The organism is Microbulbifer maximicatervae (SeqCode), from assembly GCF_052466985.1.
The window spans coordinates 86,542-104,335 of sequence record NZ_CP174298.1 but is presented as its reverse complement, the minus strand read 5'-3'; the positions used below and the strand labels follow the sequence as shown (position 1 = coordinate 104,335).

16 protein-coding genes are annotated in these 17,794 nt (G+C 53.6%); 7 read left to right on the top strand and 9 right to left on the bottom strand.

Features of this window, described 5'->3' with window-relative positions; all coding sequences use genetic code 11:
- Positions 1-47: 47 nt before the first annotated feature.
- The 9 genes from bamA to rpsB all read right to left on the bottom strand — a co-directional run bounded on the left by bamA (position 48) and on the right by rpsB (position 9,059).
- Positions 48-1,337 (bottom strand): outer membrane protein assembly factor BamA, encoded by a 1,290-nt coding sequence (gene bamA, locus ACJJI3_RS00450; RefSeq protein ID WP_444941110.1) that lies wholly within the window; start codon positions 1,335-1,337, stop codon positions 48-50.
- A gap of 111 nt (positions 1,338-1,448) precedes the next feature.
- Entirely contained in the window at positions 1,449-2,804 is a 1,356-nt protein-coding gene (gene rseP, locus ACJJI3_RS00445; RefSeq protein WP_282933671.1) for an RIP metalloprotease RseP, read from the bottom strand.
- 60 nt (positions 2,805-2,864) lie between these two features.
- Complete coding sequence (gene ispC / locus ACJJI3_RS00440; RefSeq protein ID WP_444941109.1) at positions 2,865-4,049, bottom strand: 1-deoxy-D-xylulose-5-phosphate reductoisomerase; 1,185 nt, start codon at positions 4,047-4,049, stop codon at positions 2,865-2,867.
- 109 nt (positions 4,050-4,158) lie between these two features.
- Positions 4,159-5,004, bottom strand: a complete 846-nt coding sequence (locus ACJJI3_RS00435) for a phosphatidate cytidylyltransferase (RefSeq protein WP_413662816.1) — start codon at positions 5,002-5,004, stop codon at positions 4,159-4,161.
- A gap of 122 nt (positions 5,005-5,126) precedes the next feature.
- Positions 5,127-5,882, bottom strand: a complete 756-nt coding sequence (gene uppS / locus ACJJI3_RS00430) for a polyprenyl diphosphate synthase (protein ID WP_444941108.1) — start codon at positions 5,880-5,882, stop codon at positions 5,127-5,129.
- Positions 5,882-6,439, bottom strand: a complete 558-nt coding sequence (gene frr, locus ACJJI3_RS00425) for a ribosome recycling factor (RefSeq protein ID WP_444941107.1) — start codon at positions 6,437-6,439, stop codon at positions 5,882-5,884. Before frr ends, uppS begins: the two co-directional genes overlap by 1 nt.
- Positions 6,436-7,173, bottom strand: coding sequence for a UMP kinase (gene pyrH, locus ACJJI3_RS00420; RefSeq protein WP_282933675.1), 738 nt, complete (start codon positions 7,171-7,173; stop codon positions 6,436-6,438). The genes frr and pyrH overlap by 4 nt, the downstream gene beginning before the upstream one ends.
- Before the next feature lie 162 nt (positions 7,174-7,335).
- Positions 7,336-8,199 carry a translation elongation factor Ts gene (tsf, locus tag ACJJI3_RS00415; protein WP_108734016.1) on the bottom strand — a complete coding sequence of 288 codons (864 nt, stop codon included), beginning with the start codon at positions 8,197-8,199 and terminating at the stop codon, positions 7,336-7,338.
- A 113-nt stretch (positions 8,200-8,312) separates the two neighbouring features.
- The gene (rpsB, locus tag ACJJI3_RS00410; protein WP_282933677.1) at positions 8,313-9,059 is read right to left on the bottom strand and encodes a 30S ribosomal protein S2; all 747 of its coding nucleotides are present in this window, start codon (positions 9,057-9,059) and stop codon (positions 8,313-8,315) included.
- 325 nt (positions 9,060-9,384) lie between these two features.
- On the opposite strand from rpsB, the gene map reads away from it, so the two are divergent.
- From map to dapE, 7 genes are all read left to right on the top strand, one after another.
- Positions 9,385-10,155: a type I methionyl aminopeptidase gene (map, locus tag ACJJI3_RS00405; protein WP_282933678.1), complete on the top strand. Its 771-nt coding sequence runs from the start codon at positions 9,385-9,387 to the stop codon at positions 10,153-10,155.
- A 122-nt stretch (positions 10,156-10,277) separates the two neighbouring features.
- On the top strand, positions 10,278-12,983 hold the full coding sequence (locus tag ACJJI3_RS00400; RefSeq protein WP_444942531.1) for a [protein-PII] uridylyltransferase: 2,706 nt from the start codon (positions 10,278-10,280) through the stop codon (positions 12,981-12,983).
- A gap of 31 nt (positions 12,984-13,014) precedes the next feature.
- Positions 13,015-14,187 (top strand): succinyldiaminopimelate transaminase, encoded by a 1,173-nt coding sequence (gene dapC, locus ACJJI3_RS00395; protein ID WP_444941106.1) that lies wholly within the window; start codon positions 13,015-13,017, stop codon positions 14,185-14,187.
- Between the two features lie 110 nt (positions 14,188-14,297).
- On the top strand, positions 14,298-14,966 hold the full coding sequence (nth, locus tag ACJJI3_RS00390; RefSeq protein ID WP_444941105.1) for an endonuclease III: 669 nt from the start codon (positions 14,298-14,300) through the stop codon (positions 14,964-14,966).
- 2 nt (positions 14,967-14,968) lie between these two features.
- Complete coding sequence (locus ACJJI3_RS00385; protein ID WP_444941104.1) at positions 14,969-15,322, top strand: ArsC family reductase; 354 nt, start codon at positions 14,969-14,971, stop codon at positions 15,320-15,322.
- 12 nt (positions 15,323-15,334) lie between these two features.
- Positions 15,335-16,366, top strand: coding sequence for a 2,3,4,5-tetrahydropyridine-2,6-dicarboxylate N-succinyltransferase (gene dapD, locus ACJJI3_RS00380; RefSeq protein WP_444941103.1), 1,032 nt, complete (start codon positions 15,335-15,337; stop codon positions 16,364-16,366).
- 94 nt (positions 16,367-16,460) lie between these two features.
- The gene (dapE, locus tag ACJJI3_RS00375) at positions 16,461-17,594 is read left to right on the top strand and encodes a succinyl-diaminopimelate desuccinylase (protein ID WP_444941102.1); all 1,134 of its coding nucleotides are present in this window, start codon (positions 16,461-16,463) and stop codon (positions 17,592-17,594) included.
- Positions 17,595-17,794: the final 200 nt, after the last annotated feature.

Sequence of the window (17,794 nt, the reverse complement as noted above, 5' to 3'; positions counted from 1 at the left end):
ACTAATTCCAGGTGTTTTTATTCGCAATCCAGGAGTTACAGCGCCAACTAGCGCCCCGCTCCCCCAGAATCAGAGGGTTGCCCCTCTACCATGTAATCAACATCGGGCCGGCCTGAGGTGCCGGACACCTTAGTTGTTTCAACTTTCACTACCTTCAAGTATCCAAGGCGCTCAAGGCGCACTTTGGATTGCTCTATACGCGCAGAGGAAGCCAAAGCTGACTCCATCTGGCGCAGTTCACGCCGCAAGACTTCATCTGCGGTGCGAGTGTTCCCGCGAAAACTAATACGTCGCACATAAGTGCGCTTTCCCGGATCAATAAAGAAGGTAATTTTTACTGTACTCTCTTCTTCATTGGCCTCAGGAACACCATTCACTTCGGCAAAAGCGTAACCTTTGTTGCCCAGGCGTTTAGCAATATAGTCTGAAGTGGTCGTCACCCTCGCCTGGGAGAACCGCTGACCTTCTCGCACCAATAGCAGGCGGTTGATTTCCTCCTCCGCTACTATCGGGTTTCCAGCAATTTCCACCTCACTAACCGTGTAAACACCACCCTCAACCACGTTAATGGTAATGAATACACTCTTCTTGTCCGGCCCTAGAGATACCTGAGCCGAATCAATCTGGAAATCAAGATATCCACGATCCAGGTAATAGGACTTTAAGCGCTCCAAATCACCAGTGAGTTTCTCACTAGAATACTTATCATCACTGCGCAACCAAGAGAGCCAGCCAGTAGTTTTAAGCTCAAAAATCTCTTCCAGCTCTTTATCAGAAAAGGCACGATTTCCTACGACATTAATATGTTTAATCGCAGCAACAACCCCTTCATCGACAGCAACCCGCAGTTCAACCTGGTTGCGCGGCAGCTCCTTGAGCTCCGCTTTAACACTGGCGCCATATCGACCCTGCGCCACGTACTGGCGTTCAAACTCCTGGGTCAACCCCCTGAGGGTCGAACGCTTTAGGATCTGGCCTTCGGCAAGACCGTATTCCTTCATCGCCTTCAGTAGATCCTCAGTGGCAATCGCCTTGTTCCCGGATATATCTATCTTTGATATAGCCGGTCGTTCTCTCACGGTAATAACAAGAACGCTGTTTTCGTGGCCAATCTGAATATCTTCAAAAAAACCAGTGCGAAACAATACTCGGGTTGCATCCTGAATCTCGCCAGGCTCAACTTCGTCGCCTACCCGAATCGGAAGCGCTGAAAAAACTGTACCTGCAGAAACCCGCTGTAACCCGTCTACTCGGATATCGCTGAGAACGAACGACTGTGCCAAAGCGCTGAGAGGCAGCACCAGGCCCAGAAAGATCGCTTTCAGCAAATACTTCATACCGCTTCCGAGTCGCTTTTACTCACAACAAAATCGTGCTAAGACAAAACGTCTCACACGTATAAAAATCTCACTCACATTATCAGCCCGGAAAAAAGCCAATCCAGGGCACTACAAACGTAAAATATCGTTGTACAGAGCCAACCCCATAATGCAGAGCACCAGGGCCATGCCCACTTGTAAACCAATCACCTGCACCCTCTCTGACACAGGGGACCCCTTGATCGCCTCAATACCGTAGTAAAGGAGGTGACCACCATCGAGTACCGGGATAGGCAACAGATTGAGTACACCAAGACTAATACTGAGCAACGCCAGCAATGACAGGAAAGACTGCCATCCCGCTTCCGCGGAAGTACCCGCCACTTTAGCAATGGTAATGGGGCCACTCAAGTTTTTGGTCGAAAGTTGACCAAATAATAGTTTCTTCAAACTATTCAGGGTAAAGACTGTTTTATCCCAGGTCTCCTGCAAGCCCTTAACTAAAGCGCCACCCACCCCATAGTGGTAAATCCGTACTCGATCATCCGGCCAAGTCTCTGATACCGGCTGCACTCCGACCTGCCCTATGGTTTCACCACTGTCCAGCTTGATCTCCGCCGGTGTTACAGACACCGTCAGCGGTTCGCCTCCACGCTCGACAGTGATATCCATTGGAACACCAGCGCGGGCTCTCACATAATCGGTCCAGCTTTGAAAAGATGAAAAGTCACGGCCATCGGTCGAGACAATCTTGTCTCCAGCCTTGAGCCCAGCTGAGGCTGCCGGGCTTCCCTCCACCACATTATGAAGAGTCATACTCACCGGTGGAGTCCAGAGCTGCAGACCAATCTCCCCGAGCGGATCGGGAACTTCACGGCCGGCAAGCCAGCGATTGATATCCGCCACCATATGGTATTCGAGGTTGGAATCCGGATAGCGCACAGAGAATTCTATGGTGCCACTATCACCCAGGCGGTTTGCCAGGCGCCAATTGAGGGCCTGCCAAGTAGGGGTAGCCTCACCATCAACAGCAACAATTTCCTGCCCGGACTCAAGGCCTGCCGACGCAGCAATACTCCCGGGCTCAACGGATTTCACAATAGGAACCGGGCCCGCTGTTCCACCGAGAAACACAGCCCAGAAAAAGACTACCGCCAAAAGAAAGTTAGCGGCAGGGCCGGCAGCGGCAATCGCCATCCTCGCCCATACGCTCTTGCGGTTAAACGCCTGATCCAGCTCTTCAGCCGCTACAGGCCCTTCGCGCTCATCGAGCATTTTTACGTAACCGCCGAGGGGGATAGCGGAAATAGTGAATTCGGTACCGTGGCGATCATAGCGGGAGATCAACCGGCGGCCGAACCCCACAGAAAACCGCAGCACCTTAACACCACACAGACGTGCTACAAGAAAATGCCCAAACTCGTGGAAAGATACCAGTACACCGAGAGCCACCAAGGCCCAGATTACCGTCTGAATTAGATCCATACTCAGCTACAACTTCTTGTCATACGCAATTTAGCGGCCATTATACGCCGGGCAATGTGTTTATAGGGCGGCAAGCGCCTGCTTGGCCAGTTCTCGCGCATTGAAATCAATGGCTTCGACTGCCTCGAGCCCCGACAGTTCAACAACGGGAGCCCTATTCATCACTTTTTCTATCACCAATGCAATATCAGTAAATGCTAAACGCCCCTCCAGGAAGGCTTCTACTGCAATTTCATTCGCTGCATTTAAGACTGTTGGAGCACTTTTTCCCTCATTTACAGCCTCTCGCGCCAAACGCAGACAAGGAAAACGATTAAAATCCGGGGCCTCAAAATCCAGCCTGCCTTGCGCAATCAGATCCAAAGCTGGCACCCCTGCATCAATGCGCTGGGGAAAAGCCAGGGCATGGGCGATAGGCGTGCGCATATCCGGATTACCCATCTGCGCCAATAAAGAGCCATCCCGGTACTGTACCATCGAGTGAATAATACTCTGGGGGTGCACGACTATCTCAATCTGCTCAGGGCGCGCATTAAACAAATAGCACGCTTCTATAAATTCGAGCCCTTTATTCATCATTGTGGCGGAGTCAACGGAAATCTTCCGGCCCATCGACCAATTGGGGTGTGCACAAGCTTCATCCGGCGTCACCGCCCCCAACTCATTCGCAGCCCGTGTGCGAAATGGCCCGCCCGAACCCGTAAGCAGTATTTTTTCCACGCCCGCAGCTTCGAGATCCTCACAGGGGAATGGCAAACATTGAAAGATTGCATTGTGCTCACTATCAATCGGCAACAGTTGCGCACCACTCTTATTCAAGGCCCTCTGAAATATTGGGCCCGCCATAACAAGCACTTCTTTGTTCGCCAGTAACACTTTCTTGCCCGCGTCTACTGCCGCCAAGGTTGGGCGCAATCCCGCAGCTCCCACGATCGCCGCCATGACTGTATCGACCTGAGTATCGGAGGCAACACGACACAAGCCTTCCACCCCACTTAGGACTTCCGTATCCACTTCATCGCCAAACAGTACTCGCAACTCTTCAGCTCGCGCCTCATCGACAACAACAGCATATTGAGGCTTAAACCGCCGACACTGCTGAGCAAGGTCGGCAACCCTTTCACGGGCGGTAAGGGCAAAAACAGAATATTTTTCCGGGTGTCGCGCCAACACATCCAGGGTGCTCACGCCGATCGAGCCAGTGGAGCCGAGAACGGTAATTTGTTGCGGGGGAATTACTTGCATAGGCCCTTTTCGTACCTCTGGTAGCAATATTGCTGCCACCAAACAATTGCACGCCCAGCATTAAGCTGGGCGCTAGCGAATAAAACACAAAACTGGAGCGGAAACGCCTCTACAAGTATTTCGGCAGCTCGCTCGCTAGTGCGGCCATTGTAAACACTGGAAGAGCCGCGGAAAGGCTATCTATCCGATCGAGGATGCCACCGTGCCCCGGTAACATATGACTACTATCCTTAATCCCTCTATGCCTCTTAAACATGCTCTCCACCAGGTCCCCAATAACTGAAGCCAGTGCAGTAACCAAGACACCAAAAGTGAACAAGACAGTATTTTTCAGTGGAAGCTCAAATAGGTAGGAAGTTACGAGAGCCAAAATCAAGCAAGCACCCAAGCCACCGAAAAACCCCTCCCAGGACTTGCCCGGACTAACTTCTCTAGCCAACTTCCGCTTACCAAACTTGCGGCCGACAAAATAAGCACCGACATCCGCCGCTGCAACGATCGCCACCACATACAGAACCAGCCAGGCTCCGTGATCCAAGCCTCGCAAAACTACCAGTGACAACCAGGTTGGAACTAACACAACAAGGCCTATCAGGCCTCGTACCCATCGGTTGCCCCACAGAGCAGCACTGGACGGGTAGCTCTGCACCCACAAGAAAGCGAGCGCCCACCAACCACAGGCTACAGCCAGAATCTGGCGGCCGCGATCGATATCTGGATCATCAAAATTCATTGAAAAGACGTATTGAGCCGTGACCATTAGGGTTAACCCCAATGCGGCCAAAAAAACGAAGCGCAAGGCTCGATTCAAATTCGAGAGGTTGGCCCACTCCCAGCCCGCCAGCAAGATAACCGCCACAAATATCAGTGAAAACCACTGCATTGGAAGTAAAAACAATACCCCCATAAACAGTGCCAATAGCACCAAAGCAGTAATTATTCTTTGTTTTAGCACCGCAAACCCCTTTGTTAGTAACTTGACCACTCTGTCTGGATACTTTTTACAGATCAAGAGCGTGTCGGCAAAGATTTCCAACCAATTTGTATCGCAAGCCTGGCGCCGCAGACTTGCCCGGATCACGCCTGAGCGATCGCGTCATCCCCCTCAGCGCGACCGCCGAAGCGGCGATCACGTAACTCATATTCTGCGATAGCCTTATCCAGCTCAGCTTCGTCAAAGTCGGGCCAAAGCGTATCAGTAAAATAGAATTCACTGTAAGCGGCCTGCCAGAGAATAAAGTTGCTAATACGCTGCTCACCGCTGGAGCGGATCAAAAGGTCTACCGGCGGCAGATCTTGAAGTTGTACGTATTCGCCAAGTCCATCCTCAGTAATCGACTCTGGGGAGCGCGTGCCATCGGCAACCTCTTGAGCCAATCTTCGGGCCGCCTGGGCAATATCCCAGCGCCCGCCGTAATCAGCAGCAATTATCAGGTCGCCCTCAGTCCCTGCGCGGGTGATATCTTCCGCTTCGGCTATAGCGCGCTGCAAGCGAGGAGAGAATCGGTCCCGTCGACCAATAACTCTCAGGCGAACCCCCTCCTCCCGCATCCGCCGGGCCTCTTTGCGCAAATAGGAATTAAACAGGCTCATCAGCAGCTCGACTTCCTTCGGAGGGCGCTGCCAATTCTCGCTGGAGAAGGCGAACAGAGTAAGCGCTTTAACACCGCGAGTTTTACAAGCTGAAAGCAGGTCGCGGATACGCTCGACACCGGCCTTGTGGCCGGCTGAAGGGGAAAGGCCCTTTCGGGCAGCCCAGCGCCCATTGCCATCCATAATAATGGCGATGTGACGTGGGCCGGGAGCATGTAGCTCGGTACCACCGATGCTCATTAAATTTCCATCAAGTCTTTTTCTTTCGCTGCCAGTGCTTTGTCCACATCAGCGACAAACTGATCGGTAATTTTCTGAATGTCGTCACTTGCGCGACGCTCATCGTCCTCAGAAATTTCCTTATCCTTAACCAGTAATTTCACGTCCGCCAGCGCATCGCGACGAATATTGCGAATGGAAACCCGCGCGGTCTCTGCCTCACTTTTTGCCTGACGAGTGAAGTTCTTGCGAGTCTCTTCGGTCAGCATAGGCATTGGAATACGGATAACCGCACCAGCTGTGCTGGGGTTGAGGCCCAAATCGGACTTCATAATGGCCTTTTCGATATCCGGGACCAGGTTTTTCTCCCAGGGAGTTACGGAGAGAGTGCGCGCATCCTCAACAGTAACATTGGCAACCTGAGATAACGGAGTATCAGAACCGTAATAGGAGACGTGGATGCCATCGAGAATACTCGGGTGTGCACGGCCGGTGCGAATCTTGTTGAAATTTCCAGCCAGGGCATCAAGTGCCTTACCCATACGAGCTTTCGCGTCTGTTTTTATATCTTCAATCACGATTTCACTTCCTCTTCAATTAAGGTGCCTTCCACGCCGCCAACCACAATATTCAACAGCGCCCCGCTCTTATCCATGCGGAATACACGTACAGGCATATTGTGCTCGCGACACAGGCAGATAGCGGTCAAATCCATCACGCCGAGCTTCTTGTCGAGAACCTCATCGTAAGTCAACTGGTCATAGCGAGTTGCTGTCGGGTCGAGCTTGGGATCAGCAGAGTAGACGCCATCGACCTTGGTGGCCTTCAAAACCAGCTCAGCCTCAATTTCGATACCACGCAGGCAAGCTGCAGAATCAGTGGTAAAGAAAGGGTTGCCGGTACCGGCAGCAAAAATCAGAACTTCGCCACGCTCCAGGTAGCGAATAGCCGCACGGCGATCGTAGTGATCGACAATACCGCTCATTTGAATCGAGGACATCACTCTTGAGGAGATGTCAGATCTTTCCAGGGCATCGCGCAGCGCCAGGGCATTCATCACCGTAGCGAGCATCCCCATGTGGTCACCAGTAACACGATCGAGGCCGGCCGCACTCAGCGCAGCGCCACGGAACAGGTTACCACCGCCAACAACCAGACCCACCTGGACCCCGATACCAACCAGCTGCCCAATCTCCAGGGCCATTTTGTCCAGCACCTTGGGACTGATACCGAAACCCTGATCACCCATCAGCTCTTCGCCGCTGAGCTTTAACAAAATTCTCTTATACTTGCGGTCTTTAATACCGGGCATTCGTTAGTCCCCTTCAATGTACCTGTTAGTGGCCAGGCCTTGCCGCTGAACATTACAACAATTTCAGTCATTTACACAGAGGGGTGCTCCACTGCGGGCAAGAAACCCCAGCGGAAGCACCCCACTGCGATTGAGTGCCCGAGGGCACCCAATAATATGCGATTAAGAAGAGGACTTAACCTGGGCCGCAACTTCCGCTGCGAAATCCACCTCTTCCTTCTCGATACCTTCACCCACTTCGTAGCGAACAAAGGAAACCACATCGGCACCGGCATCTTTAACCAGTTTGCCAATGCTTACGTCCGGGTTCTTAACGAAAGGCTGCTCTACCAAGCTGTTCTCTTTCAGGAACTTCTTGATTCGACCGCCCATCATTTTCTCTACGATTTCAGCCGGCTTGCCTTCCATATCCGGCTGAGCCTTGATGATATCCTTTTCTTTTTCCAGGACGTCAGCAGGCATATCTTCCGGCTTGTTCACCTGCGGGTTAACTGCAGTCACGTGCATGGCAACATCTTTGGCCAGCTCGACCTCTCCACCGCTCAGAGCTACCAGGGCAGCGATGCGGTTGTTGGAGTGAACATAAGCACCTACAACTGGAGCTTCAACCAGCTCGATACGACGCACGCCGATGTTCTCACCGATTTTCTGAACCAGAGCTTCACGAGCAGTTTCCAGCTCGCCTTCCATCAGGGCAGCTACGTCTTGCTGGCGATCGGCAAATGCCTTCTCCACAACCTTGGCAACAAACGCCTGGAAGTTTTCATCGCGAGCAACGAAGTCAGTCTCGGAGTTCACTTCAACCAGTACGCCGTAGCTGCCATCTTCTGCAACTTTAGCGGCAACAACGCCGTCAGCAGCGGTGCGGCCAGCTTTCTTAGCGGCCTTCAGGCCGGAGGCTTTGCGCAGGTCTTCAATCGCCTTTTCGATGTCGCCATCAGCAGCCGTCAGAGCTTTCTTACACTCCATCATCGGCAGGCCGGTACGCTCGCGCAGTTCTTTTACCATAGACGCGGTAATCGCCATGATTCAATCCTCGGGGTTCTGTCACTAAAAATTAGAAAAAAGGGGCCGTAATTCGGGCCCCTTTTTGAGTTCGCAGTGTAAAACGACTGTGTTACACCACTTAGCCCTGCAAATTACTCTGCAGCGGCTTCGTCATCGTTAGCTTCGACGTACTCGTCCTTCGCAACGGTGTTACCAGCTTCTGCAGCGCCAGCAAGTACTGCGTCGGCTACAGCTGTGGTGTACAGCTTGATTGCGCGGATAGCGTCGTCGTTACCGGGGATCACGTAATCAACACCAGCGGGATCGCTGTTGGTGTCGACAACACCGATTACGGGGATACCCAGCTTGTTAGCTTCCTGGATAGCGATGCGCTCATGCTCAACGTCGATTACGAAGATCGCGTCAGGCAGGCCACCCATATCCTTGATACCACCGATGGAGCGCTCAAGCTTATCCATGGCACGGGTACGCATCAGAGCTTCTTTCTTGGTCAGCTTCTCGAAAGTACCGTCCTGAGACTGGGCTTCCAGCTCACGGAAACGCTTGATGGAAGCGCGGATGGTTTTGTAGTTGGTGAGCATACCACCCAGCCAGCGGTTGCTGACGTAAGGCTGGCCACAACGCTCTGCCTGCTCTTTGATAGACTTCTGTGCAGCACGCTTGGTGCCAACAAACATAATCTTTTTCTTTTGAGCAGTCATGCCCTTGATGATCTGCAGGGCTTCGTTGAAAGCCGGTACAGTGTGCTCAAGGTTGATGATGTGAATCTTGTTGCGGGCACCAAAGATGAATTGACCCATCTTCGGGTTCCAGTAGCGGGTCTGGTGACCAAAGTGAACACCAGCCTGCAGCATATCGCGCATACTTACTTGCGGCATAATAAACCTCTATATATACGGGTTAGTCCTCCACGTATCCCATGCGTCAACCCCTTTCAGGGCACCCAGACACATGTGTCGATGCGTGTGCGGCTTTTACTCGCCCAGGGAGTATCCCCAGGCGGCGCGCTTTATACCACAAGTGCACCTCATAGTGAAGAATTGGCGCCGATTTCGCGCAAATGATCACGCCTCAATGCTATTGGCGGGACGCCTGAGCCATCCTTGCGCCAATAGCGGCAAAATGTGTCCTACAGCCAGCAATCCGCTACAATAGCCCGCCTCTTGGGCGCTACCCGCCCCAACCCAGAAACAAAGGATACGCATGACCTCAGCCATTAAGACCCCAGAACAAATCGCCAAGATGCGCACCGCAGGCCGCCTCGCCGCAGAGGTGCTGGAAATGATTGGCGAGTATGTCGTTCCAGGAGTCACTACCGAAGAACTGGATCGACGCTGCCACGAACACATCGTGAAGGTACAGAAAGCGATCCCGGCCTGCCTCGGTTATCGCGGCTTCCCAAAATCTATCTGCACTTCCGTCAACGAAGTGGTCTGTCACGGTATCCCCTCCGAGAGCAAAATTCTCAAGAAGGGCGACATCATTAATATCGATGTGACCGTTATCAAAGATGGCTGGTACGGTGACACCAGCAAGATGTTCTTTGCCGGCAAGCCCGCCGCCCACGCTGAACGCCTGGTACAAATCACCCAGGAGTGCATGTACAAGGCCATCGAAATTGTCCGCCCCGGCACTACCCTCGGCGATATTGGCCACGTCATCCAGCAGCACGCTGAGAAAAACTATTACTCAGTGGTACGCGACTTCTGCGGACACGGCATCGGCGACGTCTTCCATGAAGACCCACAAATTCTTCACTACGGTCAGCCGGGAACTGGTGAAGTGCTCAAAGAGGGCATGACCTTCACCATTGAACCCATGATTAACGCAGGCAAAGCGGCCACGCGCGTGCTGGGAGACGGCTGGACTGCGGTAACCAAGGACCGCCGTCTCTCTGCCCAATGGGAACACACCATGGCAGTGACTAGCGACGGGGTAGAAGTACTCACAGCACGTAGCGAGGAGAACTTCTAAAGCCGTACTGACAGTGCCGCGAGGAATAATTGCAATACTCGCGGCACCACAGTAGCGAATCTCCGCAAACCGAACCCAAGCCGCCCCCACCTGCGGCAGCCCAAGAGCAAAACGGACTTCCCATGCAGCCGGTCAGCCCTCCCTACTTTGAACGCCCCCTGTTTTTCTTTGATCAGTCTCGTTTTCGCAGGGATTTAAGCTCCGGCGACAAACCCACTCTGGAGATATTCAAAGATGCTGTCGGCGCAGCCGAACGGCAAATGGCAGAGCGCTTTCGCGAAGGAGAGGACGTTGTCACACTGGTACACGAGCGCGCCCTTTTTGTGGACTGCCTTCTGCATTACGCCTGGCACCAGTTCGAGTGGAGAGATGGCATAGGGCTTCTCGCTGTGGGCGGCTACGGCCGCGGAGAACTGCACCCCCACTCCGATATCGATTTACTCATCCTCTCCAGCGATCACCCAACCCCGGATACCATCGACAACATAGAGCGCCTGGTGGCCTTTTTATGGGACCTGGGCTTGGATATCGGCCACTCTGTACGAAATATCGAGGAGTGCCTGGAGCTGGCCGCGAAGGACATCACCGTGGCCACCAACCTCACTGAGTCCCGCACAGTTGTCGGCGACAGTACTGTTGGCGAGCAGCTAACTGCGCTAATGGAACACAAAAGGCTCTGGCCCACCGAAGAATTCTTCAAGGCCAAGCTCGCCGAACAGAAAAAGCGGCACAGCAATCAGCAGGCTGCTGAATATATTCTAGAGCCCAATATTAAGAATTCTCCCGGGGGCCTGCGGGATATCCAGACAATTGCCTGGGTTGCCAAATATTTTTTCCAAGTGCGCACCCTGAAGCAACTGCAGGGCAAGGCATTTTTTACCGAGGAAGAGTTCGCCATATTACAGTCCGGGGAAACCTTCCTCTGGCGTGTGCGCTACGGCTTGCACCTGCTCGCCGGCCGCGCGGAAGAGCGACTGCTGTTTGACTACCAAAGAGAACTGGCGAAGCAATTCGGTTATGTGGATAGCGACACCCAGCTCGCCGTTGAGCAGTTTATGCACAACTACTACCGCATCGTGATGGCACTGCAGGAGTTGAACGATGTACTTCTCCAATATCTCGGCGAAGCCATCCTTCAGCGCAAAGGCAGCCAGCTGGTCATTCCGCTAAATGAGCGATTCCAGCTGCGCGACGGCAATATTGAGGTTACCCACCCGCAAGTATTTAACCAGGAGCCGTCGGCCCTGCTAGAGATCTTCGTGCTGATGGCCAACAATCCGGATATTAGCGGAGTACGAGCCTCCACCATCCGCCTGATTCGCGAGCACCGACACCTGATCGACGACCAATTCCGCGCAGATCCGAAAAATACCCAGTTGTTTATGCAACTGCTTCACTCGCCCCGGGGCCTGTCGACCCAGCTATCCCGAATGACACGCTACCGTATTCTCGGGCGATACCTACCGGAATTTGGGCAGGTAACCGGGCAAATGCAGCACGACTTATTCCATATCTACACCGTGGATGCCCACACTTTGCAAGTTGTGCGCAATATGCGCAGCTTCCGGAGCCCCGAGGCGAGGGAAAGATTTCCGATTGCAGCGGAGATTCTCGAGCGAATGCGCCAACCGGAACTGCTGTATATTGCCGGTCTCTACCACGATATCGCCAAAGGGCGGGGGGGCGACCACTCCAAGCTGGGCGTTGTGGATGCGGCAGAATTCTGCCAGCGCCACCAGCTGCCCGCCCGCGACCGGCGTCTGGTTTGCTGGCTGGTAGAAAAGCATCTACTGATGAGCCAGGTTTCACAGAAGCAGGACATCAGTGATCCCGAAATCGTACACGCTTTCGCCCGCGAAATGGGTGACCGCGAACATCTGGACTACCTGTACGCCCTCACAGTCGCAGATATCAATGCCACCAACCCGGAACTCTGGAACAGCTGGCGGGCCAGTTTGATGCGCCAGCTTTACCAGGCCACCCGGCACGCCCTGCGCCGAGGCCTGGAAAACCCCATCGACCGGGAAGAAATCATCGAGGAAACCCGCTGCCAGGCAATGGAAAAACTGGACGCTATGGGACTTCCGCAAGCCTCGGTGGAAAATATCTGGGCACAAATGGGGGATGACTATTTTGTTCGCGAAACCGCTGACAATATCACCTGGCACACTTCAGCCATCCACGAACTGCACAGCAGCCCCGACGCCAGCCAAAAAGACACCCTGGTTTTAACGCGAAACTCAGGGCCTGGCGAGCACGACGGCGCTACCCAGGTTTTTGTCTACACACCTGATAGAGCCAACGTATTTGCCGCAGCGGTTACCGGGCTGGATATGCTCAACCTGAACGTTCACGATGCGCGCCTGTACAATTCTGCCTCCGGTTATACCCTGGACACTTTTTACGTGCTGGATGAAGCGGGCCAACCGCTACTGGACGAACCCCAGCGACTAGCGCAGATTCGCGACACCCTGCAGCAGGAATTGGCCCTGGTTGAGGACTACTCAAAGATTATTCAGCGGCGTACACCCCGCCGCCTTAAAATGTTTGAATTGAAGAGCCAGGCTCATCTCTCCACTGAGCCCGGCGATCATTACAGCACCCTGGAAATTACCAGTGCCGACAGACCCGGCTTGCTGGCCCGCATCGCGCGAATTTTTATTTCCCACGATCTGCGCCTGCACAATGCAAAAATTTCGACACTCGGCGAACGGGTCGAAGATATTTTTCACATTACCGATGCCGAGGGATCACCACTTACCGACATCGAGGCCAACGGCGCACTGGAAAAAGCCATTTGCCTGGAACTGAACAACCAAGACGCCTAACCGAAAAAACGCCCGAGGCCCGCTCACGACCATGAACCCAAACCTGGAACAGCTGCAGCCCTATCCATTCACCAAGCTGCAAGCCCTGAAAGAGGGCCTCCAAGCGGCGGACAAGCCGCATATCGCACTGTCCATCGGTGAGCCCAAGCATGCGCCACCGGAGTTTGTCAGCGCAGAGCTTGTTCGGCACCTGGACAAACTTGCCGCCTACCCACTGACCAAGGGAATAGAGCCCCTGCGGCAGGCGATCGCCGATTGGCTGAGCCAGCGTTTTCAGTTATCCAATGTGAGCGCAGATAGCCAGGTGCTGCCGGTGAACGGGACCCGGGAAGCACTTTTTGCATTCGCCCAGGCGACCGTGTCCGCAGGCAGCAAAGTCCTGATGCCCAACCCTTTCTACCAGATCTACGAGGGCGCAGCCCTTCTCGCCGGAGCGCAGCCGCACTTTATTAACTGTGTGGCGGAAAACCAATTTAAACCGGATTTCACCTCGGTGCCGGAGTCGGTATGGCAGCAGTGCGAATTGCTTTACCTCTGCTCTCCCGGCAACCCCACCGGCGCTCTTCTCGAAGCTGAAGATTTCAAACAGCTGATAGAGAAGGCAGACCGCTACGATTTCACCATCGCTTCCGATGAATGTTATTCGGAGCTGTATTTTGACGAGTCATCACCGCCGGTAGGGCTATTACAGGCCTGCGAGGAGATGGGGCGAACGGACTTTCGCCGCTGTGTAGTATTCCACAGCCTATCAAAGCGTTCGAACCTACCCGGGCTTCGCTCGGGCTTCGTCGCCGGTGATGCCGCTCTGCTGCAAAAGTTTTTGCTCTATCGAACTTACCACGGCTGCGCCATGCCGCTGCCCAATCAATATGCTTCGATCGCAGCCTGGCAGGATGAGGAACACGTCCGCCAGAATCGCGCGCTTTACAGTGAAAAGTTTTCTTCAGTTCTCGAAATTCTCGACGGCTGCCTCGAGGTACAACAGCCACAGGCAAGCTTTTATCTATGGCCCAAGGTCGGGGATGGTGAGCGTTTTGCCAGGGAACTCTATGAGGCGCAAAATATCACGGTACTTCCCGGTGCATTTCTCGCCCGCGATAGCATCGGCTTGAACCCTGGTCGCGAGTATGTGCGTCTGGCACTGGTAGCGACACTGCAAGAGTGCATCGACGCTGCGCACCGTATAAAGGCATTTTGCAGGTAAGGCCAACTTACTCTTCAAGAACAACTTACTCTTCAAGAACAACTTACTCTTCAAGAACAACTGACAATTCGAGAACATACAGGAACCCCACGCCCAGGCATATCTTAACAATGGCAGTAAAAAATCTACTCAAACAAGAGCGCGTCACTTATATTTTGCAGCGCCTGGAGGAACTCTACCCGGAAACCCCCGTTCCTCTCGACCACAAAGACTCCTATACCCTGTTGGTTGCGGTACTGCTCTCCGCTCAGTGCACCGATGAGCGGGTCAACCAGATAACCCCTTCGCTCTGGCAGCTGGCAGACAATCCCAGGGATATGGCGCAGGTCCCGGTAGAAGAGATCCAAAAAGTCATTCGCCCCTGCGGCCTCTCTCCGCAAAAATCCAAAGCCATCAGTAAGCTCTCGCAAATCCTGATCAACGAATACCACGGCGAAGTGCCTGAGAATATGGCTGCGCTGGAGACCCTGCCCGGGGTCGGACACAAAACGGCGAGCGTGGTTATGTCACAGGCTTTTGGACACCCGGCGTTTCCTGTCGATACCCACATTCACAGGTTGGCCCAGCGCTGGGGCCTGACGAATGGCAAAAATGTTACCCAGACTGAAAAAGACCTGAAGCGGCTGTTCCCAAGAGACAAGTGGAATAAATTGCACCTGCAGATTATTTTCTACGGTCGCGAGTTCTGCTCTGCGCGGGGCTGCGACGGCACCGTCTGTGAAATTTGCACAACCTGCTACCCAAACCGTAAAAACCCCAAGAAAACCAAAAAGGCGTAACCGTGATTACTCTATACGGCATTAAGAACTGTGACACCGTAAAAAAAGCCCGTAAATGGCTGGAGAAAAATGGAGTCGATTATCGCTTTCACGATTTTCGCGTAGACGGCATGGAAGATGTCCCCCTACAAGCATGGCTGGATAAATTTGGCTGGCAAGAGGTTCTAAACCGCCGCTCAACGAGCTGGCGTGAACTGAGCGATGAACAGAAAAACGAAATGGACAATGCACTCGCCTTAGATCTGGCCAGTGCGACCCCTACCTTAATCAAACGCCCGGTCACTACCACCTCAAAGGAAATCCTTTTCGGTTTTAAAGAGGCGACCTTCGAACAACTGCAAAGCCAGTCGAATTAGGAGATAACCACCATGAGCAATATTTACAGCATCGGTTTTGGTGTCGGCACCTGTAACAGCAAGGGCGACTGGCTAGAAGTTTACTACCCCAAACCCCTGTTTAAACCCAGCGCAGAAATCGCTAACGCAGTTACTGAAACTCTCGGCGTGGCAGAGGGAAATCACAGCCTGCCTCTGGACTCCACCCAGCTACAGAAATTAGCCGATGCTCTTCACGGTGCAGGCGCCGCTGACCAAGCGGAAATCCTGCAGCAATTTGCCAATTCCCAAAGACCTCTCGCAGTAGTTATTTTGGCTACTGACGAAGCCCCGCAGTCAGTGCCCGAGGCCTACCTAAAGCTACATCTTCTCTCCCACCGCCTGGTAAAGCCCCACGAGACCAAACTCGACGGTATTTTTGGCAAGCTGGTTAATGTCGCTTGGACCAACCAGGGAGCCATTGATCTCGAGGAATTACCGCAGCGACAACTGGATGCAAGGCTCAAAGGTGAGCACCTGGATGTCTCCTGCGTGGATAAATTCCCCAAGATGACCAACTACCTAGTACCGGCTGGGGTTCGTATCGCACACACCGCTCGAGTGCGCCTGGGCGCATACCTGGGGGAAGGCACCACAATCATGCACGAGGGCTTTGTTAACTTTAATGCTGGCACCGAAGGGCCCGGTATGATTGAAGGCCGCATTTCCGCCGGTGTATTTGTCGGCGCCGGTTCCGATCTCGGTGGCAGCAGCTCCACTATGGGCACACTTTCCGGTGGCGGAAATATCGTTATCTCAGTAGGCGATAACTGCCTGCTCGGTGCAAATGCCGGTATCGGCATTCCCCTCGGCGACCGCTGCACTGTCGAAGCGGGGCTCTACATTACAGCCGGAACCAAAATCGCCCTGCTGGATGATGGCGGCAAGCTGGTAGAGCACATCAAGGCCAGAGACCTGGCCGGAAAGTCCGATTTACTATTCCGCCGCAACTCCACTAACGGTGCAGTGGAATGTCTCACTAACAAGAGTGCTATCGAGCTCAATGAAGCTCTACACAGCAATTAAAATTGTACGGTGCGGAACTCCAGTTCCGCACCGCTGCGCCCTACCCCTTTAGCCGCGCCTTTACAGCCCATCTCCCTATACAAGGAAAGCCCAAGTGACTCCCACCCTCCAACTCGCTTTCGACCTGATTCGCCGCCGCTCTGTCACCCCCGAAGATGCGGGGTGTATGGACCTTATGATCCAGCGCCTGGAAAAAATAGGATTCCTGGTAACAAAGTTGCGCAGAGGTGACACAGACAATTTTTGGGCTGTGCGCGATGGCTCTAGTGAAGGCTCCCTACTCGCCTTTGCCGGGCACACCGATGTCGTACCCACAGGCCCAGAAGAAAACTGGAGCTGCCCCCCTTTCGAGCCTGAAATTCGCGACGGCTTTCTATATGGCCGCGGTGCGGCGGACATGAAGGGTTCCCTGGCAGCCATGGTGGTTGCCTGTGAGGAGTTCGTTGCGGCACACCCAGGCCACAGCGGTCGCATAGCATTTCTAATCACTAGCGACGAAGAGGGCCCCGCAACAAACGGCACCGTTAAGGTTGTCGAGTGGCTCGAAGAACAGGGAGAAAAGATTGACTGCTGTATCGTCGGCGAGCCATCCAGTAGTGAACGGGTTGGCGATATTATAAAAAATGGGCGCAGGGGCTCACTCGGCCTGGAACTAAAAGTTCTCGGCACCCAAGGCCATGTAGCCTACCCTCACCTGGCCGAGAATCCGATACATACCCTGGCCCCTGCTCTCGCTGAACTCGCTGCCGAAGAGTGGGACCAAGGGAATGAATTCTTCCCCGCAACCAGCTTCCAGGTTTCCAATATCAATGGCGGCACCGGCGCAACCAATGTTATTCCCGGCGAAGTGGATTTACTCTGCAACTGGCGTTTTTCCACTGAATTAACCGCCGAAGACCTTGAGACTCGGGCCCGCGCAATCCTGGATAAGCACAACCTCAAGTACGAAGCGAATTTTAAATTATCCGGATTGCCTTTTCTCACCGCCGCAGGCCCACTGGTTCAGGCAACCCAGCAGGCAATTCTCACCATCACCGGGGAAAAAACGGAGCTATCGACCGCCGGCGGCACTTCCGATGGCCGCTTTATTGCCCCTACCGGAGCCCAGGTCGTAGAACTGGGACCGGTAAATGCCACTATTCATAAAGTGGACGAAAGGGTTGAGGCCGACCACCTGGATATCCTCAAAGATATTTATCGGGAAGTCTTAAAAGAGCTACTCACTTAAATTAATCCGACCCCCTAGAGGCTCGAAAAGGGCAAAAGCTCAAAATATTCTTTTGCGAGGCCCCAGTTTTCATGGCTGGGGCAGTAAAACTCCAGCAGGTTTATCTTGCCAAAAACTGGCCACCTCTTGAATATTACTATTCAGCGTATTTGCCAACTCTTCCTATACCCCCCATTACTCCAGACTGTGCAGGGTGGCTC